20 protein-coding genes are annotated in these 19,550 nt (G+C 73.0%); 5 read left to right on the top strand and 15 right to left on the bottom strand.

Going from position 1 to position 19,550, the window contains the following annotated elements; all coding sequences use genetic code 11:
* Positions 1 to 268: 268 nt before the first annotated feature.
* Positions 269 to 1,126 (bottom strand): polysaccharide deacetylase family protein, encoded by an 858-nt coding sequence (locus ACFYYH_RS02995; RefSeq protein ID WP_388545010.1) that lies wholly within the window; start codon positions 1,124 to 1,126, stop codon positions 269 to 271.
* A gap of 248 nt (positions 1,127 to 1,374) precedes the next feature.
* On the opposite strand from ACFYYH_RS02995, the gene ACFYYH_RS02990 reads away from it, so the two are divergent.
* Positions 1,375 to 1,833 (top strand): universal stress protein, encoded by a 459-nt coding sequence (locus ACFYYH_RS02990; RefSeq protein WP_388545007.1) that lies wholly within the window; start codon positions 1,375 to 1,377, stop codon positions 1,831 to 1,833.
* Positions 1,834 to 1,986: 153 nt separating this feature from the next.
* Here ACFYYH_RS02990 and ACFYYH_RS02985 read toward each other — a convergent pair whose 3' ends face one another.
* Positions 1,987 to 3,171, bottom strand: coding sequence for a CapA family protein (locus ACFYYH_RS02985; protein WP_388545005.1), 1,185 nt, complete (start codon positions 3,169 to 3,171; stop codon positions 1,987 to 1,989).
* Positions 3,172 to 3,433: 262 nt separating this feature from the next.
* On the opposite strand from ACFYYH_RS02985, the gene ACFYYH_RS02980 reads away from it, so the two are divergent.
* Positions 3,434 to 4,012, top strand: coding sequence for a sigma-70 family RNA polymerase sigma factor (locus tag ACFYYH_RS02980; protein ID WP_388545003.1), 579 nt, complete (start codon positions 3,434 to 3,436; stop codon positions 4,010 to 4,012).
* Here ACFYYH_RS02980 and ACFYYH_RS02975 read toward each other — a convergent pair.
* On the bottom strand, positions 3,949 to 4,113 hold the full coding sequence (locus ACFYYH_RS02975) for a zf-HC2 domain-containing protein (RefSeq protein WP_388545000.1): 165 nt from the start codon (positions 4,111 to 4,113) through the stop codon (positions 3,949 to 3,951). The two genes, ACFYYH_RS02980 and ACFYYH_RS02975, sit on opposite strands and share 64 nt — an antisense overlap.
* A 251-nt stretch (positions 4,114 to 4,364) precedes the next feature.
* On the opposite strand from ACFYYH_RS02975, the gene ACFYYH_RS02970 reads away from it, so the two are divergent.
* Positions 4,365 to 4,931, top strand: coding sequence for a hypothetical protein (locus tag ACFYYH_RS02970; protein ID WP_388544998.1), 567 nt, complete (start codon positions 4,365 to 4,367; stop codon positions 4,929 to 4,931).
* 185 nt (positions 4,932 to 5,116) lie between these two features.
* Here ACFYYH_RS02970 and ACFYYH_RS02965 read toward each other — a convergent pair whose 3' ends face one another.
* The 4 genes from ACFYYH_RS02965 to ACFYYH_RS02950 all read right to left on the bottom strand — a co-directional run bounded on the left by ACFYYH_RS02965 (position 5,117) and on the right by ACFYYH_RS02950 (position 9,201).
* Positions 5,117 to 6,307, bottom strand: coding sequence for a sensor histidine kinase (locus ACFYYH_RS02965; protein ID WP_388544996.1), 1,191 nt, complete (start codon positions 6,305 to 6,307; stop codon positions 5,117 to 5,119).
* A complete protein-coding gene (locus tag ACFYYH_RS02960; RefSeq protein ID WP_388544993.1) occupies positions 6,304 to 7,971 on the bottom strand; it encodes a cation acetate symporter in 1,668 nt (555 codons plus the stop codon). Before ACFYYH_RS02960 ends, ACFYYH_RS02965 begins: the two co-directional genes overlap by 4 nt.
* Positions 7,968 to 8,276, bottom strand: a complete 309-nt coding sequence (locus ACFYYH_RS02955; protein WP_388545329.1) for a hypothetical protein — start codon at positions 8,274 to 8,276, stop codon at positions 7,968 to 7,970. Before ACFYYH_RS02955 ends, ACFYYH_RS02960 begins: the two co-directional genes overlap by 4 nt.
* A gap of 175 nt (positions 8,277 to 8,451) precedes the next feature.
* Complete coding sequence (locus tag ACFYYH_RS02950) at positions 8,452 to 9,201, bottom strand: LytR/AlgR family response regulator transcription factor (RefSeq protein ID WP_388544991.1); 750 nt, start codon at positions 9,199 to 9,201, stop codon at positions 8,452 to 8,454.
* Positions 9,202 to 9,281: 80 nt separating this feature from the next.
* Between ACFYYH_RS02950 and ACFYYH_RS02945 the strand changes: the two genes are divergently transcribed.
* On the top strand, positions 9,282 to 9,974 hold the full coding sequence (locus tag ACFYYH_RS02945) for a zf-HC2 domain-containing protein (protein ID WP_388544988.1): 693 nt from the start codon (positions 9,282 to 9,284) through the stop codon (positions 9,972 to 9,974).
* On the opposite strand, the gene ACFYYH_RS02940 is transcribed toward ACFYYH_RS02945, so the two are convergent.
* Positions 9,967 to 10,845, bottom strand: a complete 879-nt coding sequence (locus ACFYYH_RS02940) for an Fpg/Nei family DNA glycosylase (protein ID WP_388544987.1) — start codon at positions 10,843 to 10,845, stop codon at positions 9,967 to 9,969. The two genes, ACFYYH_RS02945 and ACFYYH_RS02940, sit on opposite strands and share 8 nt — an antisense overlap.
* 152 nt (positions 10,846 to 10,997) lie before the next feature.
* On the opposite strand from ACFYYH_RS02940, the gene ACFYYH_RS02935 reads away from it, so the two are divergent.
* Positions 10,998 to 11,678: an alpha/beta hydrolase gene (locus ACFYYH_RS02935; RefSeq protein ID WP_388544984.1), complete on the top strand. Its 681-nt coding sequence runs from the start codon at positions 10,998 to 11,000 to the stop codon at positions 11,676 to 11,678.
* Positions 11,679 to 11,787: 109 nt separating this feature from the next.
* Here ACFYYH_RS02935 and ACFYYH_RS02930 read toward each other — a convergent pair whose 3' ends face one another.
* The 7 genes from ACFYYH_RS02930 to ACFYYH_RS02900 form a co-directional block, all read right to left on the bottom strand.
* On the bottom strand, positions 11,788 to 12,639 hold the full coding sequence (locus ACFYYH_RS02930) for an amidohydrolase family protein (RefSeq protein WP_388544981.1): 852 nt from the start codon (positions 12,637 to 12,639) through the stop codon (positions 11,788 to 11,790).
* Positions 12,640 to 12,645: 6 nt separating this feature from the next.
* A complete protein-coding gene (locus tag ACFYYH_RS02925; protein WP_388544979.1) occupies positions 12,646 to 12,957 on the bottom strand; it encodes an L-rhamnose mutarotase in 312 nt (103 codons plus the stop codon).
* Positions 12,954 to 13,970 (bottom strand): aldo/keto reductase, encoded by a 1,017-nt coding sequence (locus ACFYYH_RS02920; protein ID WP_388545326.1) that lies wholly within the window; start codon positions 13,968 to 13,970, stop codon positions 12,954 to 12,956. Before ACFYYH_RS02920 ends, ACFYYH_RS02925 begins: the two co-directional genes overlap by 4 nt.
* 149 nt (positions 13,971 to 14,119) lie before the next feature.
* Positions 14,120 to 15,505, bottom strand: a complete 1,386-nt coding sequence (locus ACFYYH_RS02915) for a wax ester/triacylglycerol synthase family O-acyltransferase (protein WP_388544976.1) — start codon at positions 15,503 to 15,505, stop codon at positions 14,120 to 14,122.
* 134 nt (positions 15,506 to 15,639) lie between these two features.
* Positions 15,640 to 17,712 carry a SpoIIE family protein phosphatase gene (locus tag ACFYYH_RS02910; protein WP_388544973.1) on the bottom strand — a complete coding sequence of 691 codons (2,073 nt, stop codon included), beginning with the start codon at positions 17,710 to 17,712 and terminating at the stop codon, positions 15,640 to 15,642.
* Positions 17,713 to 17,780: 68 nt separating this feature from the next.
* Positions 17,781 to 18,863, bottom strand: coding sequence for a DUF6777 domain-containing protein (locus tag ACFYYH_RS02905; RefSeq protein WP_388544971.1), 1,083 nt, complete (start codon positions 18,861 to 18,863; stop codon positions 17,781 to 17,783).
* A 371-nt stretch (positions 18,864 to 19,234) separates the two neighbouring features.
* The gene (locus tag ACFYYH_RS02900) at positions 19,235 to 19,405 is read right to left on the bottom strand and encodes a hypothetical protein (RefSeq protein ID WP_388544969.1); all 171 of its coding nucleotides are present in this window, start codon (positions 19,403 to 19,405) and stop codon (positions 19,235 to 19,237) included.
* Between the last annotated feature and the right edge of the window lie 145 nt (positions 19,406 to 19,550).

The raw sequence follows: 19,550 nt of genomic DNA, 5'->3' as shown, positions 1-19,550 counted from the left end.
CGCGGAGGGAAGCAGCCCCGGGACGCATACCGCTCCCGGGGCCGCACGCGGTGCGCGGCGGCCCGTACGGGGTGCCGGTGCCGTGCGGGCCGGGGCTGGGCGGCCGGTACGGGGCGGCCGGTGCTGGAGGCGGCGGCCCGGGGCAGGGCTCACGGGGACGGGAAAGACTGAGGCCGGCCGGCTCACCCGGGCCGGCCGGCCCCTTTCGGTGCGGACATCATCGGTGCGGTCTTCTCATCGGTGCGGTCTTCTCATCGGTCGGGCCGGCTCATCGGTGCGGCACCGCGATGCGGTAGCCGTCCTTCAGCAGCCGGGGCAGATAGAGGCGCAGCGCCGCCACACTCTGCGAGCGGTTGCCGCCCGCGTCGTGCGACAGGACCACGACCCCCGGCCCCGCGCCGTCCACCACCGCGTCGACGATCTTGCTGGTGCCGGGCACGTTCCAGTCGAGGGTGTCGATGGTCCAGGCGAGCGGCTCCATGCCCAGCTCGGCACCGATCTCGAAGGAGTGCTTGTTCCAGGCGCCGTAGGGCGCCCGGTACCAGAGCGGCGGGGTGCCGACGACCTCCTCGATCAGCTCACTGGTCCGCCCCATCTCCTTGCGGATGCTGGACGGACGGAGGGTCGGCACCAGCGGATGGCTCCAGGTGTGGTTGCACACCACATGTCCGTCGTCCGCGATCTCCCGCAGCAGATCGGGGTACTCCTCGACCATCCCGCCGCAGACGAAGAACATCGCCCGTACGTCATAGGTCCGGAGCGTACGCAGGATGCCCGGCGTATAGCGGGGGTCGGGCCCGTCGTCGAAGGTGAGCACCATGCTCCGGCCCAGCTCGGGCAGGGCCAGGAGGGGTTTCTTGCGCACCGGGGGCAAGGCCCTGCGGCCCAGCGGAGCGCTCTCGATCATGGGCTCCAGCCGGTACGCGGAGGGCTTGAGGGGGGCGCTCGCCCTCGCTCCCGCTGCCTCCACCGCGTCCTTGGAGCCCGCCGGTGGGGCCGGGACCACGGGGGGACCGGGCGTCTGGGCCTGTCCCGCGGTGATCATCCGGGCGGCGAGAGCCGCACCGAGGCACGCGGCGACCCGCAGGACGGCACGACGCCCCGGAATCATCTGATCCTTTTTCATGACCAATGGCTCGCACGGCGGATGCTTCCCGTTGCTCAGCAACACCCCTAAGCCGGGGGAAAGCACCCGATGGGATGAGCACCGCTCCGGTCCCGGGCCCCGCGCGCCGACGGGAGCGGAAGTCTCTCACGGATGGCCGGGCGGACGGCAATCGCCGTCAACCGGCCGCCCAGGCCCTCTCCTCATGATCAGCCCTTCCGGGGACACCGCTCGTGGACCGTCCACCGGGAACGGATAGCCTGCGTGCCGTGACCCAGCAGCCAACCAGATTCGAACGCGGTACCGACGGGCCGAAGGTGATCGTCGTCGGCGTGGACGGATCGCAGTCCTCGTTCCGCGCGACCGCGTACGCCGGCGGCCTCGCCAGGCGGCAGAACGCGCTGCTCGCCATCGTCTATGTGCAGCCGGTCCTCGCGGCGGGCGCCGCCCTCGGCGCCCCGGTCGCGGACACGACCGGGGAGATCGCCGAGGGGCTGGTGGAGGAGATCCGCGAGGCGATGGACCGGGTCAAGGATGTCTGGGAGCTCCGCTGGGAGTTCCACACGTTCCACGGGGACCCGTACAACGGCCTGGTCACCGCGGCCGACGAGCTCAAGGCCGACGCCGTGGTGGTGGGCGCCTCCGAGTCGGCGGGACACCGGTTCATCGGCTCGGTGGCGGTACGGCTGGTCAAGGCGGGCCGCTGGCCGGTGACAGTCGTCCCGTGACCGGCGGGCGCCATGGCGCCGTACCCCCCGCGTGAGCGCCGTGGGTGGGCGCCGTACGCCCGCGGACCGCCCGCTCCGCGCACTCCGGCGCACCGCCGCCCCCGCGTGCCCCCACGCCGTCGCGCCGGGCTTCTCAGCGGTCTCCAGGGAGCCTCAGCGGGCCATCGTGAGCCCGTCCGCCGCCGCGCCGCGGCTGAGGACCGCCTCGCTGATGTCCGACTGGATCTCGCGGTAGTCGTCCCGTTCCGGATCCCGTCGTACGGCCTCCGGCAGATTGACCACGCGCAGCGTGTCCAGATCCATCATCTGCGGGATGAACTCGGCCTTCTTGACCTGCCAGCGCCCGCCCTTCGCGGCGGGCGGCGCGAAGGTGAAGCGTCCGATCGAGCCGTGGTTGCCCCGTCCGTCGACCTCGCCGTCGTCGTTGGTCATCGTGCCGGCGATCTGGTCGCCCATCCCGTAGATGATCCAGGTGCCGTTGACCTTCTGGTAGGGCTGCGGCACATGGGCGTGGGTGCCGAGGATCAGATCGATGTCCGGACGGCCGCCGTTGCGGGACGCGGTGAGCTTCTTGCCCAGATCGAGCTGTTCCTCGTCGGGCTCCGTCTGCCACTCGGTGCCCCAGTGCAGGCTGACCACGACGACGTCCGCTCCGGCGCTCCGCGCGGCCCGCGCGTCGGCGATGATCTGGTCCTCGTCGATGAGACCGACCGCCCACGGCTGGTCCTCGGGGAACGGGTAGTCGTTGGTGCCGAAGGTGTACGCGAGCTGGGCGATCTTCGCGCCGCCCGCGTTCAGCAGGGTGGGGCGGATGGCCTCCGCGGCCGAGCGGGCCGAGCCCGCGTGCTTGACGCCCGCCTTGTCGAGGGCGTCGAGCGTACGCCGTACCCCGTCGGCGCCGTCGTCCAGGCTGTGGTTCGAGGCGGTGGAGCAGGAGTCGTAGCCGGTGTCCTTCAGCCCCCGGGCGATCTCCGGCGGGGAGACGAAGGCCGGGTAGCCGCTGTAGAAGCCGCCCTCCTCGCCGTACACGGTCTCCATATGACAGATCGCCACATCCGCGCCGGAGACGACCGGTTTCACGGCGGCCAGCATCGGCGCGAAGTCGTAGCCGTCGTCCTCCGCGTCGGCCTCCCCCTGGGCGATGACGGAGTCGTGCGGAAGGACATCGCCCGTGGCGACCAGGGTGAAGCCGCCCTTCCGGGCGGCGCCGTCCGCCGCGGGCCCGTGGTGCGGCGGACGGTCGTGGGTGGCGGGCCGCTCGGGTCCCGCGCAGGCCGCCGCGGTTCCGAGGAGCACCGCGGCGGCGGCCATCGCTCCCTGTCGCATGCGCTTGGTCATGGCCGTACTCCGTTATTCGGGGATATCGACGCAATGAATCCATATAGTCACATAATTGGATGTCAAGTAACCGTGCCGACAAGGAGGGAGAAAGGGACCGAACGCCCCCGCCGGACCGTTCACCGCACCACTCGTCGCAGTGAGCGACCGCTCGTCGCAGACCTCTGCGTTCCGTCTGTCCCTCGGCGCCGCCATGCGCTCGTATACGGCAGGCGGCAGCACCACCGCAGGACAGCGAACCCGACGGGAAAGGGCGTTCACGATGACCACCGCCACGGCCACGGAGACGACCGACGAGCGGGCGCTGAAGGAGCTTCAGCGCGCACACGGCCCGGCCCTGATGAACTTCCTGCTGGGACTGACCTACGGCGACCGGCAGCGCGCCGAGGACCTGGCCCAGGAGACGCTGGTGCGGGCCTGGCAGCACCCGGAGGCCTTCGAGGGGCCGTTCGAGTCCATGCGGCCCTGGCTGTTCACGGTCGGCCGCAGGCTGGCGATCGACGCCCGCAGGTCACGGATGGCCCGGCCCTGCGAGGTCAGTGACGGGATACTCGCCGCCACGCCCGACCCGGAGGATCTGACGGAGAGCGCGGTCGCGGTGCTCGACGTACGGGAGGCCGTGAAGGCGCTGAGCCAGGACCACCGCGCGGTCCTGGTGCAGATCTACTTCCGGGGGCTGAGCGTCGGCGAGGCCGCACGGGTACTGGGGATTCCCGAGGGCACGGTCAAGTCCCGCTCGTACTACGCGCTACGGGCGCTCAGCCGCTCCCTGCCCGGCTACAGCAGGTCGTCCTCGTCGCAGAGCGCGAGCAGCGACGGCATGCCGGCCACCTCCAGATAGGCCGCCCGGCACAGCTCGCAGCCGGCGAGATGGTCCACGACCCGCCGGTCCTCCCCGGGCGGGAGGGCCCCGAGCACATGGGCGCCGAGCAGCGTGCGCACGTGCGGGTCCCGGGGACCGGGGCGTGGCTCGGGGCACGGCCCGGAGTCCCGGGCGGACGGCGCGCCGGAACCGGCCGTTCCGTCACCGGAGTCCTCCGTTCCGCCGCCGTCCGCGTCACCGCCGGCCACACCCGTCACAATCCGCTCCCGTCCGCCGTCCGATCCTGCCCTTCTGGCCACGCGAGGCGTCCGCCGCCGGTTCAATGCTCCCTGAAGCAGGCTTCGGGGGAAGGAAGGAAGGCGGAAAAGCGATGCGTCCGGAAAGTACCGAAGGGGTAGGCGGTGGCGGTCTGCTGGTGCCGATGGCTTGGATGTACTCCGAGTACATCGCCGACGAGCTGCTGCGCACCGGTGATCTGATGCCGCCCACGACGCTGGAGTACCGGGCCGGCCGGGACGCGCTGGCCCTGACCATTTTTCTCTCCGACGGCCCGGTGGGCGGCCGGCGGTCCCCAGGGGTCGGGGCCCGGATGGACGAGTGGCGCTCGCTGACGGCGTACGGCACGAGCTGGCGCGAGTGGGTCTGCGCACGGCTCGACCGGCTGGAGGCGGCGGCCTTCGAGGCCGGCACCCGCGGCCATGACCCGGATCTGGAGCTGGCGGGCGCCGCCTGGCGCTGGCTGGAGGAGACGGAGCTGCTGGCGGCCGATCTCGACGCCGTGGGTCCGCCGTGCGGGGACCCGTTCACCGCCGCAGGGACCGGGGCGGCCGGGGCGGCGGAGTGCGAGAGGAACGGAGAGGAGGAGGGGCCGCAGGTATGGACACCGGCCTGGCAGCTCGGACTGCCGCTGGGACATCTCGCGATGCATCTGTTCTGACCGGGACGGCCGCGTGCCCGCACGCGCGGGGTGCGCCGGGGCACCGGGCACACCGGCCCGTCGGACACCGCGCCGCCTCCCGCGTCCCACGGGCCCCGGGCGCCTCAGGTGCCCAGGCTGCCTCAGGTGCCCAGGCTGCCTCAGGTGCGTCAGGTGCGTCAGGTGCGTCAGGTGCGTCAGGTGCGTCAGGTGCCGTGTACACCCGCCCGGTACTTGGGTATCCGTACGGTGATCTTCGTTCCGGCGTCCACCCCGGTCTCGATGACCAGCCCGTACTCGTCCCCGTAGACCTGGCGCAGCCGCTCGTCCACATTGAGCAGTCCGATCCCGGTGGACGCGCCGCCCTCGCCGCGCAGGATCCGGCGCAGCCGCTCCGGCTCCATACCGACACCGTCGTCCTCGATCACCACCTCGGCCTCCGCTCCGGCGTCGAGCGCGCTGATGGTGATACGGCTCGTGGTGACGGCTCCTTCGAGACCGTGCTTGACCGCGTTCTCGACGAGCGGCTGAAGACAGAGGAACGGCATCGCGACGGGCAGCACCTCGGGGGCGACCTGGAGGGTGACCGAGAGCCGTTCGCCGAAGCGGGCCCGTACCAGCGCCAGATACTGGTCGATCGAGTGCAGTTCGTCGGCGAGGGTGGTGAAGTCGCCGTGCCTGCGGAACGAGTAGCGGGTGAAGTCGGCGAACTCCAGCAGGAGTTCCCTGGCCCGCTCCGGGTCGGTTCGGACGAACGAGGCGATGGCGGCGAGGGAGTTGAAGATGAAGTGCGGCGAGATCTGGGCGCGCAGCGCCTTGATCTCGGCCTCGATCAGCCGGGTGCGTGAGCGGTCCAGCTCGGCCAGTTCGAGCTGGACGGAGACCCAGCGGGCGACCTCCCCCGCCGCCCTGGCCAGGACGGCCGACTCACGCGGCGCGTAGGCGACCAGGGTGCCGAGCACCCGGTGGTCGACGGTGAGCGGGGCCGCCACCCCCCAGCGCAGCGGGCAGTCGAGGTCGCCGCAGCCGCCGGCGAAGGCCGTGTCACGGCCGCTGTCCAGCAGTCCCCGCACATGGTCCATCACATGCTTGCCGTGGTGCTCGCCCACCCCGTCCCAGGCGAGGACCCGCTCCCGGTCGGTGAGACAGAGCGCGTCGGTGCCGAGCAGGGAGCGGAGTCTGCGGGCCGCCTTGCGCGCGCTCTCCTCGGTGAGCCCGGCCCTGAGCGGCGGGGTGGCGAGCGAGGCGGTGTGCAGGGTCTCGAAGGTGGCGTGCTCCACGGGGGTGCCGACATCGCTGGTCCGCTCGGGGCGCGCGGTGCGCCGGCCGAGGACGAAGCCGCCCGCGAGCAGCAGCGGGCCGAGGACGATCAGTACGGCGAGGGCGGCGCCGCTCATCGGGCCCCTCCCCCAGCGCTCGTACCGCCGGCACCACCGGCATGACCGGCACCGCTCGTACCACCGGCACCGCTCGTACCACCGACACCGCTTGCACCGCCGACACCGCTTGCACCACCGGCACCGTCCGCGCCGTGGACACCGGCCGGACCGCCGCCCACGCTCCCCGGACCGCTCCCCGGACCGCCGCGCGCGCCCGGCATCAGCGCCTCCGGCAGATGGAACCGGGTCATCGCGGCATTGGTCCCGGGCGGTATCCGGCCGCGTGTGGCCAGGGACACCAGGATCATCGCGAGAAAGCCGACCGGCACCGACCAGACCGCGGGCCAGGCGAACAGCGCGTGCGGCCAGCCGGACCGCACCACCCCGCTCACCGTGATCACCGTGGCGGCGAACGCCAGACCGCCGCCGAGCAGCAGCCCGGCGATCACCCCGGGCGGGGTGAGCCGGCGCCACCAGATGCCCAGCACCAGCAGGGGACAGAACGAGGACGCGGAGACCGCGAAGGCCATCCCCACGGAGTCGGCCACGGGCATCCCGCTGACCAGCAGCGAGCCGCCGAGCGGCACGGCCATGGCGAGCGGGGTGGCCAGCCTGAAATGCCGTACGCCACGCGAGGGAAGCACATCCTGGGTGAGGACCCCGGCGACGGCCATGGTCAGCCCGGAGGCGGTGGAGAGGAACGCGGCGAAGGCCCCGCCCGCGACGAGCGCGCCCAGCAGCGCCCCGCCCAGCCCGCCGATCGCGCGCTCCGGCAGCAGCAGCACGGCGGCGTCGGCGTTCACCCCGAGGGGCAGTTCGGGTACGTACAGCCTGCCCAGCGCGCCGTACACGGGCGGCAGCAGATAGAACGCGCCGATCAGCGCCAGCACGAAGACGGTGGTGCGGCGCGCGGCCCGGCCGTTGGGGCTGGTGTAGAAGCGCACCACGACATGGGGCAGCCCCATCGTGCCGAGGAAGGTCGCCACGATCAGTCCGTAGGTCGCGTAGAGCGGATGGTCGGCGCGGCCCGCGACGGCGCTCGTCAGTGCGAGATCGACCCGGGGACGGCCGTCGCCCTGCCAGGCCAGCAGCAGGAAGAGCGCCGGCACGAGCAGCGCGGTCAGCTTGAGCCAGTACTGGAACGCCTGGACGAAGGTGATGCTGCGCATCCCGCCCGCCGCGACCGCGACCACCACGACCAGGGCGACGAGCACCCCGCCGAACCAGTCGGGCGCTCCGGTGAGAATCCTCAGCGTCAGCCCCGCGCCCTGGAGCTGGGGCACCAGATAGAGCCAGCCCGCGCCGACCACGAACACGCTCACCAGCCGGCGCACCGCGCGCGATTCGAGCCGTCCCTCGGCGAAGTCGGGGAGCGTGTACGCCCCGGAGCGGCGCAGCGGCGCGGCGACGAAGACCAGCAGCACCAGATAGCCGGCGGTGTAGCCGACCGGATACCAGAGCATGTCGGGGCCGTGCAGCAGCACCAGGCCCGCGACTCCGAGGAAGGAGGCGGCGGAGAGGTACTCGCCGCTGATCGCGGCGGCGTTGAGCCCGGGACCGACGGTGCGCGAGGCGACATAGAAGTCGGAGGTGGTACGGGAGATCCGCAGCCCGAAGCCGCCGACGAGGACGGTCGCGAGGACCACGACGGCGACGGCCGTCACCGTATAGCTCTGGGTCACGGAAGGGGCCGGCCCTTCACCAGCCGGGCGAAGTCCCGCTCGTTGCGCTCCGCCCGCCGTACGTACCACCAGGCGAGCAGCGTGAGCAGCGGATAGGCGGCGAAGCCGAGCACCACCCAGACCGCCGTCGCGTCCCGCAGCGCGGCGAAGGCCAGCGGCAGGGTGCCGACGACCAGCGCGAGCACGCCGAACGCGGAGAGCCCGGCCCGGAGCTGACTGCGCATCAGGGAGCGGACATAGGCGTCGCCGAGCGCGGTCTGCTCCTCGATCTCCGCCTGGGCGCGGTAGCGGGGCAGCGGCCGCACCCGGCGGGGCTCGCCGGTGACGACCTCGCGCCGGGGCGCGGGCTGCCGGGACTCCCCCGTCATACGCGCTCCTCCCCGTCCGGCCGCGCCGGAGCCGCCCTGTGGCCGCGCCGGAACCGCCCTGTACCCGGGCCCGGAGTGTACGCAGCCGGGCGATCCCGGGGGAAGGGCCTGGTCAGCGCCCGCCCTGTCGCATCAGCAGATCGCGCAGGGCGCGCGCGTGGCGCCGGCTGACGGCCAGCTCCGCGTCACCGACGCGCACGCTCATCGCGCCCGCGTCCAGCCGCAGTTCGTCGATCCGGCCCAGCGCGACCAGATGGCGGCGGTGTATCCGGACGAAGCCACGCGCCCGCCAGCGCTCCTCCAGGGTGGTGAGGGGGATCCGTACGAGATGGCTGCCGCTGTCGGTGTGCAGCCGGGCGTAGTCGCCCTGGGCCTCGGCGTAGGCGATGTCGTCCACGGCGACGAAGCGGATCACCCCGCCGAGTTCCACCGGGATCTGATCGGCGGCGGGAGCCTGCGCGGGGCCGCGCTCGCCCACCAGCTCGGCGACCCGGCGCACGGCCTCGGCGAGCCGCTCCCTGCGCACCGGTTTGAGGACATAGTCGACGGCCTTCAGATCGAAGGCCTGGACGGCGAAGCCCTCGTGGGCGGTGACGAAGACGATCAGCGGCGGTTCGGCGAAGCCCGCCAGCAGCTTGGCGACATCGAGCCCGGTCAGCCCGGCCATATGGATGTCGAGGAAGACGACGTCGACGGCGGCCGGGCCGTCGGGCCCCGCGTCGAGCGCGGCACCGATCCGGCGCAGCGCCTCGGTGGCACTCGTGGCACCCTCGGCGCTGCGGACCCGGGGGTCGGCCCTGAGCAGATAGAGCAGTTCCTCGAGAGCCGGTTCCTCGTCGTCCACGGCCAGTACGCGCAGCATGACGCCGGAGTGTAGGTCCTCGGACACACAATGGCTTCCCCGGCTTGAATGATTCCGCGCTCCGCTGCGTACCAGACGGCATGCGGACCTTGGACCTCCATCGTGATGTCGGCGCCTACACGCTGGGCGTGCTCGACGCCGCGGACGCCTTCCGCTTCGAGGACCACCTCATGGAGTGCCCCCGGTGCACCCTGCTGCTGGCGGACCTCGGCGGTGTGAAGGCGCAGCTCGACGAGTACGCGCGGCGGACCCCCGCCGAGGTGGCGCCGTTCGCCGCCGCGAGCCCGGAGCTGCTGGCCGGGCTGCTGGCGCGCACGGCCGCCGCCCGACGGCGCGGGCGGGGGCGGCGGCTGGTGCTGGTGGCCGCGGCGGCGGTGCTCGTGGTGGGCGGGCCGCTCGCCGTCCTGCGCGCGGCCCCGGGGCCGGATCCGGGCGCGGGAGCGGCCGTACGGTGGACCGCGTCGGACGGGGCGACGGGGACGGCGGCCGTGGTCACCGCCGCGGAGACGGGCTGGGGCACGGATGTGGGCCTGGAGCTGGTGCGGCCGGGCGCCTCCGGCGTCTGCGCCCTGGTCGCGGTGGGGCTGGACGGTTCGCGGGAGACCGTGACGACCTGGGCCGCGCGCCCCGAGGACGGGGCGGCGCTGGTCACCCGGGGCGGGGCGGCGCTGCGCCCCGGCCAGATCGACCACTTCGAGGTGCTGACCGCGGACGGCCGACGGCTGGTGACGATCGGCGGACGGCCGGACCGTACGGAGCGTCCCGCTACTTGAGCAGCCGGGACATCCTGCGGTCGGCGAGCGGTGTGCCGCCGGTCTGGCAGGTGGGGCAGTACTGGAGCGAGGAGTCGCTGAAGGAGACCTCCCGGACGGTGTCCCCGCAGACCGGGCAGGCCTCGCCGGTACGGCCGTGCACCCGCAGTCCGCTCTTCTTCTCCGCCTTGAGCCGCCCGGCGGCCACCCCGCGCGAACGCTCGACGGCCTCGCGCAGGGTGGACCGCAGTGCTTCGTAGAGGAGGGTGATCTCGTCCTCGGAGAGATTCCTGACGGGCTTGAACGGGGACATCTTGGCGGCATGCAGGATCTCGTCGCTGTAGGCGTTGCCGATCCCGGCGATCAGGCGCTGGTCCCGCAGCGCGCCCTTGATCTGCCGCCGTTCACCGGCGAGCAGCCGGGCGAACGCGGCGCGGTCGAAGGAGTCGTCGAGCGGGTCGGGCCCGAGCCGTTCGATGCCCGGCACCTGGGCCGGGTCACGGACGAGATGGACGGCGAGCCGTTTGGTGGTGCCCGCCTCGGTCAGGTCGAATCCGTCTCCCCCGGTGAGCTCGACCCGCAGCGCGAGCGGTCCCTTCCCCGGCCGGGGCGGCTGCGGCGGGAACGAGTCCTTCCAGCGGAGCCAGCCCGCCCGTGCGAGATGGACGGCGAGATGGAGCCCCGTGCCGCCGTCGGCGTCGCCCGCGACGATGTCGAGATACTTGCCGTGACGGGCGACGGCGGTGACGGTGGCGCCCTCCAGGGCGGAGAGCGGTGGATCATAGGTCTTGAGCGCGTTGACCGTCAGGGGCAGGACACGGGCGATCTCCCTGCCCACGAGCTGGTCGTCGAGGAACTCACGCAGCGCTTCGACCTCGGGTACTTCCGGCATGCGTCCAGCGTGCCGCAGTCCCCGTGCGTATGCCCGGTGAGCCGTAGGTCACCGGCGGGCGGGCAGGCCGCGGCCCGTCCGGCTCCGTATCACTCGTCACAGGGGCGCCCCGTGTGGGCCCCACCCGTCGGCAGAAAGGCCCCCACGTGTCCGTGAGCGATCGCCGAGCAGCCGTTCAGTCGGCCCTGGTCCTGGACAGGACCTCGCCGCGGCCCCGCGCCGCCGTCCTGGTGCTGCACGGCGGACGCTCGGAGGGCGAGCGGCCGCCGGGCCGGGTGAACGCGCCGGGGGTACGGATGTGGCCCTTCACCCGGGCGGTACTGCGGGCCACGGACGGATACGACGTGGTGGTCGGCCGGGTGCGCTACCGGTACCAGGGGTGGAACGGCGGGCGCGCCGACGCGGCCCGTGACGCGCGCCGGGCGCTCGACGAGCTGGAGCAGCTCGCGGGGCCGGTCCCGGTGGTGCTCGTCGGACACTCCATGGGGGGCCGGGCCGCCCTGGCCGTGGCGGGACACGACCGGGTGAGCGGGGTGGTGGGGCTCGCCCCCTGGTGCCCGCCGGGCGAACCGGTGGAGCAGCTCGCGGGCCGCCGGGCGGTCCTGCTGCACGGCGGGCGCGACCGGGTGACGGATCCGCGCGAGAGCGTCGCCCTGGCGGCCCGCGCCCGGCGGGCGGGCGCGGAGGCCTGCGCTGTCCTGCTGCCGGGCGGCGATCACGCGATGCTGCGCCGGGCGGGCACCTGGCACCGGCTGGCCACCGGCTCGGTCACCGCGCTGCTGGGCATGGACCCGTATCCCGAGGCGGTACGGCGGGCGCTGGACGGGGACTGACGGGCCCACCCTCCGCGCCGCCGGCCCCGGCGTCCCGCACCGCCCGACCTCCGGCCCCGGCGTCCCTCACCCGCCCGACCACCGGCCCCGGCGCCCCGCACGGCCCGCCTCACAGTCCGTAGACGCGCCGCGCGGTGGCCGCGAACACCTCGTCCCGCTCGTCCTGGCTCAGTCCGTCGGTCACCACCCGGGCCGCGTCGAGCACCTCGCCGTAGGTGCCGGCCAGCCGGCACACGGGCCAGTCGGAGCCGAACATCAGCCGGCCGGGCCCGAAGGCGTCGAGCACGGTGTCCGCGTACGGGCGCAGTCCGTTGGCCGTCCAGGAGTCCCAGTCGGCTTCGGTGATCATGCCGGAGAGTTTGCAGACGGTGTTGGGACGGTCGGCCAGCGCTCTGATGTGTCCGGCCCAGGGTTCGAGCGCGCCCTCCGCGATCGGCGGTTTGCCGAGATGGTCGAGGACGAAGGTGAGATGCGGCAGCAGCTCGGCCGCCTCCGCCGCGGCGGGCAACTGGTGCGGCAGGACGACCAGGTCGTACGCGAGCCCCTCCTCGGCGACGGCCGCCAGACCGCGCTGTACGTCGGGACGCAGCAGCCACCGCGGATCGGGTTCGCCCTGCACCTGGTGGCGTATCCCCACCAGCCGGTCGCCGCCGGGCAGTTCACGCAGTGCGGCGAGGGTGTCGGCGACCCCCGGCGCGGTGAGATCGGTCCAGCCGACGACGCCCGCGACCAGGTCGCTGCCGTGGGCGGCGGCGAGGAACTCGGGGGTCTCCTCGGGGACGCAGACGGTCTGGACGAGCACGGTGGCCGTGACGCCCGCGGCGTGTGCCTCCGGGGCCAGGTCGTCGAGGGTGAAGTTCCGGCGGATCGGGGCCAGCGCGGGGCCGGTGATCCAGTCCTGGTCGCGTACGGACAGATCCCAGATGTGATGGTGGGCGTCGACGGCGTTCAGCGGGGGCATCGGGGGTCACAGCTCCCAGACGACGGGCAGTCCGGCATCGGCGCCGGCCGCGGAGTAGTCGTGCCGGACATCGAGCAGCCCGGCCATTCTGGCCTGCCAGGCGACATTGACGGGGAGCTGGTCCAGCTCGGCGAGCAGACGCGGATAGTCCGCGCACTCCAGCAGGTGGAAGAGATCGGTGCCGCTGCGCCAGATCGTCCAGGAGGTGGCGCCCGCGGCGCGGATCGCGGCGGTGAGTTCGGCGGGCACCTCGCGGTGCGCGGCCTCGTACTCCTCGACACGGTCGGCGCGGACCGTGGTGTGCAGGGCGACCCTCATGACAGCGCTCCGTCCTCGGCCGGCCGTCCCGCGGCCGGCGGCTCCTCGCTCAGCAGTCCCTCGGCGCGCAGTTCGGCCCAGAGGTCGTCGGGGACGGTACGGGCGGCCAGTTCGGCCGCGTCCCGTACCTCCGCCTCTGACCGGGTACCCACCAGCACGCTGGCCACCGCCGGATGGCGCAGGGGGTAGTGCAGCGCCGCGGCGCGCAGCGGGACTCCGTACCGCCGGGTCACGGCGTCCATCCGCAGGGCACGGTCGAGCAGGGCGGGCGGCGCCGCGGTGTAGTCGTAGGTCGCGCCGGGGCGCGGATCGGCGAGCAGCCCGGAGTTGAAGACCCCGCCGACGACGACGCTCCTGCCGCGGGCGGCTGCCTCGGGCAGCAGGTCGGCGAGGGCCGACTGGTCGAGCAGGGTGAAGCGGCCCGCGCACAGGACGACATCGGCGTCGGTGTCGCGGAGGAAGCGGGTGAGCATGGCGGTCTGGTTCATCCCGGCGCCGATGGCACCGACGACGCCTTCGGCGCGCAGCCGTTCCAGCGCCGGATACGCCTGGTGGAAGGCTTCCTCGGCGTGGTCGTCGGGGTCGTGCAGATAGACGATGTCGATCCGGTCGAGACCGAGGCGCGTGAGACTGGCGTCGAGGGAGCGCCGTACGCCGTCGGCGCTGAAGTCCCAGACCCGGCGGTGCGTGGCCGGTACGGCGAAGCCATGGGCCAGATCGTCACCGGCGGGACCGGTCCCCGGGACCGGTTCGAGCAGCCGGCCGGCCTTGGTGGAGAGGGTGTACGCGTCGCGCGGCCGGTCGCGCAGCGCCTCGCCGAGCCGCCGCTCGGAGAGCCCGAGTCCGTAGTGCGGCGCCGTGTCGAAGTACCGGATGCCCGCGTCCCAGGCCGCGTCGACCGCCGCCGTGGCCCGCGCGGGTTCGACCGGGGTGTAGAGATTGCCGATCCCGGCCGCCCCGAAGGACAGTTCCGTCACTCGGACCGCACCGCGTCCGAGCGTGGTGTGCCGCATACCGCCGCCGCCTCCCCATGTGCCGACGCCCACCGTTCTGTCGTCGATCACGACGAATATTCATCGGATGACTGAGTGCCGTCAACACCTCTGGAGCAGCTTTCTGGGGTTCCGCGTGAATGAGCTGTCCGACCTATCGGGCCCCGACCCTATCTGCTCTCGACCCGGAGAAGCTCCTCCAGTTCATCGGTCATCCCGCGCGCCAGCAGATCCAGGTCCGGTACGGCCTTGCCGTCGGCGACCAGTCCCACATGCACCCGCCCGCCGTAGGTCGTCAGCGCCACCGCCAGGGACTGCCCGCGCGCCAGCGGAGCCATCGGATACACCTCGCGCAGCGGGCAGCCGCCCAGCGAGAGCGTGGAGCGCGGCAGCGGCACGCTGGTCACCAGGATGTCGAAGAGCATTCTGGCCGCGCTGCCCGCCAGCGGCGCCCCGAGCCGGTGCGCCAGCGGCGGAAGCTGGTCCGCGAGCACGGCGACCGCGCCCGCGCCGCGCGAGGGCCCGTCGGACTTGTTGCGGAGCATCCCCCGGCGGACGAGGGCCAGCCGGACCCGGGGATCGGCCTCGGCGACCGGCAGCGCGAGCAGATACGCGGAGAGTTTGTTGCCGGCCCCCGGCGGGCTGCCGGGACGGCGCCGGGAGACCGGTACGAGGGCACGCGGGGGCGCGGCGGGCAGCCGCTCGTCCCGTGCGAGCATCCAGCGCCGCAGCGCCCCGGTCACGGTCGCCAGCAGGATGTCGTTGGGGGTGCCGCCCGCCACCCTGCGGATCCGCTGGATGTCCTCCAGATCGAGCACGGCGGTGGCGAGCCTGCGGGTGCCGCTGGATCCCGCCGTCAGCGCGGGCATACCGCGCGGGTCGAGCCTGCTGGCCCGTACGACGGAGGCACCGATGCCGACCGCGCGGCCCAGCTCCTCGATCCGGCCCCTGGCCAGCCCCGCCACCTGCCAGGGACCCGGCAGCCAGGACCGCGGCGGCACCGGTCTGACCCGGCGGGCCCCCGCCGCCCGCTCGTCGGCGATCTGGTCGAAGATGCCCGCGCCGATGGCCACGGCGCGCATGCCGTCGGCGAGGGCGTGGTGCAGTTTCACCAGGACGGCGAAGGGCATGTCACCCGCTCCCGCACTCCGTGCCGTCCGCACCGCCCCGGCCGCCGCCCGCTGCGTCAGCAGATACATCTCCCAGGGCGGCATACCGCGCTCCAGCGGACGTTCCATCAGCACCCCCGCCAGCCGGGCGGCCTGCGCCGCGAACTCCCCCTCGGGCAGCGGCAGCCGCCGTACGTGCCGCCGTACGTCGAAGTCCTTGTCGGCCGCCCAGGCGGCGCCGCCGACCGGGAGCCAGACGTCCCGTACCCGCATCCGCAGCCGGGGAATGGCGGCGGCGCGGGCGGCGAGCAGTTCCAGCAGTCCCGCGCCGCCCGCCGTCCCGGGCGCGGCGGTGAAGACGGCGAGCGCGCCGAGGTGCATGGGGTGGTCGGCGGATTCGAGATGCCAGAAAGCCAGATCGAGAGGTGCCAGCAGCTCGGTGGTCAAGGGGGCCCCAGATCCTAGAAGGCGGGTCACGGCGAGAGAGGCATGGGACATACCTGTCGCTCATGGTCGATTACAGTCAAGTATGATCGCTTCACCCACAGTGAACGAGGCAGGTCCTTCGCTGTGACGGCCGTTCAGGGGGACGGCAGGTCCGGGACGACGAACTCGCACCAGACACATTTGCCGCTGCCGCGCGACTCCACCCCCCAGGCGTCGGAGAGCTGGTCCACCAGCAGCAGCCCGCGGCCCGAGACACCCGACTCGCCCGCGTCGCGGCGGTGCGGCAGGACGCTGGAGCAGTCCTCGGCCTCGATCCGCAGCCGCCGTTCCGCGCCCGACAGCACGCGTACGGTCATGACCGCCCCGTTGTCCGTGTGCAGCAGCGCGTTGGTGATCAGCTCGTCCGCGACCAGCTCGATCTCGTCCGCGCGTTCCCCGGCGCCCCAGGCGGCCGCCGCCGCCCGGATCATGTGCCGCGCGGTGCGCAGCCCCTCCGGATCGTCCCGCTGGACCACCTGCTGGAGGCGGCCGCCGGCCTTCGGCGCACGGGCGCCGCCGCGCCGCAGCAGCAGTACGGCGACATCGTCGGCGCCGCCGCGTTCGTCCACGACCGCGCACAGCCGGTCGGCCAGTATCTGGAGGTCGTGCGGTCCGTCCCTGACCAGCGCGGTCAGCAGCCGCATTCCCTCGTCCAGATCCGCGCCGGGCAGTTCGACCAGACCGTCGGTGTACAGCAGCAGGGTCTGCCCCGGGTCCAGTTCGACGGTCTCGACCGGATAGTCGAGCCGTCCGAAGAACGCCGAGAGCCCCAGGGGCATCCCGCCCGGCACCGGCAGTCTGCGGCAGTGGCCGTCGGCCCGCCTGATCAGCGGATCGACATGACCGGCCCGTACGAGCTGGACCATGCCCGTGGACAGGTCGGCCTCCGCGTAGGTGCAGGTCGCGAACCGGTCGGTGTCCAGTTCATGGAGGAAGACCGAGGCGCGCGCCATCACGGTGGCCGGCGGGTGCCCCTCGGCCGCGTACGCGCGCAGCACGATACGGAGCTGGCCCATCACGGCGGCGGCATGGGTGTCATGGCCCTGGACATCGCCGATGACCGCCCCGACCCGGCCGCCGGGCAGCGGGATGACGTCGTACCAGTCGCCCCCGATGTCCCTGCCCAGCCGCGCCGAGCGGTAGCGGACCGCGATCTCGGCGCCGGGCACGGCGGGGATCCGGCGCGGCAGCATCGCCTGCTGGAGCCCCTCCGCGAGATCGTGCTCCTGCTCGAAGAGGACGGCGCGCTGGAGGCCCTGGGCGATGCTGCTGCTGAGGGCGACGAGCAGATTGCGGTCCTCCGCGGTGAATCCCGCCTTGTCGCGGTAGAGCAGCCCGAGCGCCCCGATGGGCCGCGCCTGCGCGATCAGCGGCAGATAGGCCGCGGCGTTGATGCCGAGCCCGCTGATATGGGGCCAGAGCACCGGATAGGAGTCGGCGAACTCCTTGGCCGACTCGATGAAGCGGGGGGCCAGCGTCCGCAGCACCTCGCTCATCGGGTAGTCCTCGTCGATCCTCGTCATCCGCGTCCCCGGCACATAGGAACCCTCGGGCCCCTCGGCGACCAGACGGATGCGCCCCGACTCCAGCAGGCCCATGACCAGACCGGTGGCGCCGAGGTGTGCGAGGCCGCCGGACTCCTTCAGCACGTCGATGACGTCCTGGACGGTCCTGGCGTGGGCGAGCGCGGCGGCGGTGCCCTCGATGACACTCGTCCGCACCCGGCGCACCGCGGCCAGTTCGACCCGCGCGGCGGAGTCGGCGAGTTCCTGGACGGCGTCGCGGACGATACCGATGACGCGTGTCGCCCGGCCGTCGGTGTCCCGGAGGATGCTGCCCCGGATGTGGGTCCAGCGTGTGGATCCGTCCCGCAGCCGGACCCGGAAGTACGCGCCGTACCCGGTGCTGCCGTCGCTGAGCGCCCGTGACACCACCGCGTCCAGCCGGGCGCTCTCCTCGCGCGGGATCCGGGTCGCGAGGGTGCGGGGCCGGCCGTCGTACTCGTCGGGCCGGAGGCCGAACACCTTCAGGGCGGTCGCGTCCAGGTGCATCAGTCCGCTGTCGAGGTCCCAGTCGAAGGTGCCCATCCCGTTCAGGAAGAGGCTGAGGTCCGGCCGGGCGGGCCAGTCGTCGGCGAGCCGCAGCGGACCCGCTGCCCGTTCAGCCATGTGGACACTCTGTCATCATTTGTCGGATTCTTCGAGTGGTCCCGTCCGTCGTGGACCCGCCCCTCACCTCAGCCCTGAAACGAGATGGGACCGAACAGCAGGCCCTGCATCTGCTGCTCGTCGGAGTTCGTGAACGGCCCGCCGTCGGGGTCCGGGGCGTCGTCCTCGGGCTCGGGAGCGGGCCGCACATCGGGCCGGCTCCGGGGCGGGAGCGGGTGGTTGCCCTGCCCGGACGGCGCGTCGGGGGCCCGGGGCGGAACCGGAGCCTGCCGCGGGCCCCCGGGGATGCCCGACGCGGGCTGCTCCGGAGACTTCACGACATTCGGATCGGTGATGTCGGCGTCGGGCCCGTACGCGGGGATGACCCCGGGCCGCCCGTCGGCCTCGCCCCGGGTGCCGGTCAGCCGTTCGATCCATTCGTTCTTCACCGTGTCCACCAGGATCAGACTGCTGAGGGGCTGGATCGCGCGGTCGATGACGACGACACGCTCGGGCCGGTACCCGCTCCACGGTCCGCCCCGATGGGTCATGGAGCCCTGGGCGACGATCGGCGGCCGCAGCGGGCTGCCGGCGGAGCAGCGCACCCTCGGCAGTCCGCGGTTGTCCACCAGAACGGCGGTGCCCGCCTGGAGCACCGACTGGAACGCGGTGGCGGCTCCGCCCCGGAAGCCGTGGTTCGTCATCCGGATGTCGGCGCGCAGGGAGACGGGGGTGAGACCGCGCAGGAACTCCGCCACGGACTCCTGGCTGACGCGCGCCCCCTCGGCGAAGGCGGCGGTCCTCGGCGCCTCCTCGGTGAGCAACTGGACCTGGCGCTCCACATCGCAACTGGAGGCGGCCTGGATTCCACCGTAGAGACCGGGGGTCGAGCCGGGCAGCGCGCGGGCCGTCCGTCCGCTGCCGTTCTCGTCGTACGAACCGTCCTCCTCCGAGGAGGAGTCGGCCGCGGCGTCACTCCCGGGCGGGAGTACGGCGGTCGACGGGGTGAACGGGTCCGGGCCCTGGTCCGCGACCCGCTGGAAGTACAGCTCGTTGACCTGGGGACCCGACGCGTTCTCGCCGCCGTCGTCCCCGCCGCAGCCTGCCGTGATCAGAATGCCCGCGGTCAGCGCGGCAAGCGTGGCATGCCGACGACGGTTGGGTGAGCGCACCGTGATCTCCCGCCTCTTCCTCCATGGATGTCCTTTTTATGTCTGCCGGATGGTCCGCGCCCCCGCAAGCGGGAACGAGCCGGACGGGCCGGGGACTTGAACACGTTCAAGCGAGGACACGCGGAGACCGGGAGACGTGAACACCTTCACGTCCAGAGGGTGATGGAGGATGTCCGCGCTGGTCAGCCGATCACGGCGGGTGCCGCACCGTCCGCCGCCGCGCGCCGGCCACGCCCCGAAGGGGCAGCAGCACCGCGCCGGATCGCCGCGGGGCCCGAGGAGGCCGAAAGGGTGACTCGGGGGGCGGGACGCACCCCCATGTGACACGTCCCGTACCCCCGGTTCAGGGGGTACGGGACGGACGGTCTCTGTCAGTCGATGCCGGGCAGGATGTGTGGCTCAGCGAGGTCGTCCTCGTACCCGGCCAGCCGGATGGGGGCCGATCTGGCCCACACTTCGAGGTTGCCGATCTTCTGGGGGCCTGGCTTGGGCTTGGCGGCCTTGGCCGGTCTGTCTTCCTGCTTGCTCGGCTTTCGTGTCACCGCGCACTCCTCTGCGTCGTGTAACTCTGGGACAGGGGCAGTTCCGTCGCGGTGGCGCCGTTTGGGGGGACGGGACCGCGGCCTTGGTAGTGGGCCTGTCCCAGCGACGGCCGTGGAGATGGTGTTTCCCGTGCGTGGCCGTCCG

The organism is Streptomyces sp. NPDC002018 (genome assembly GCF_042890865.1).
GTDB lineage: Bacteria > Actinomycetota > Actinomycetes > Streptomycetales > Streptomycetaceae > Streptomyces.
This window is presented reverse-complemented; position numbering and strand designations above follow the sequence as displayed.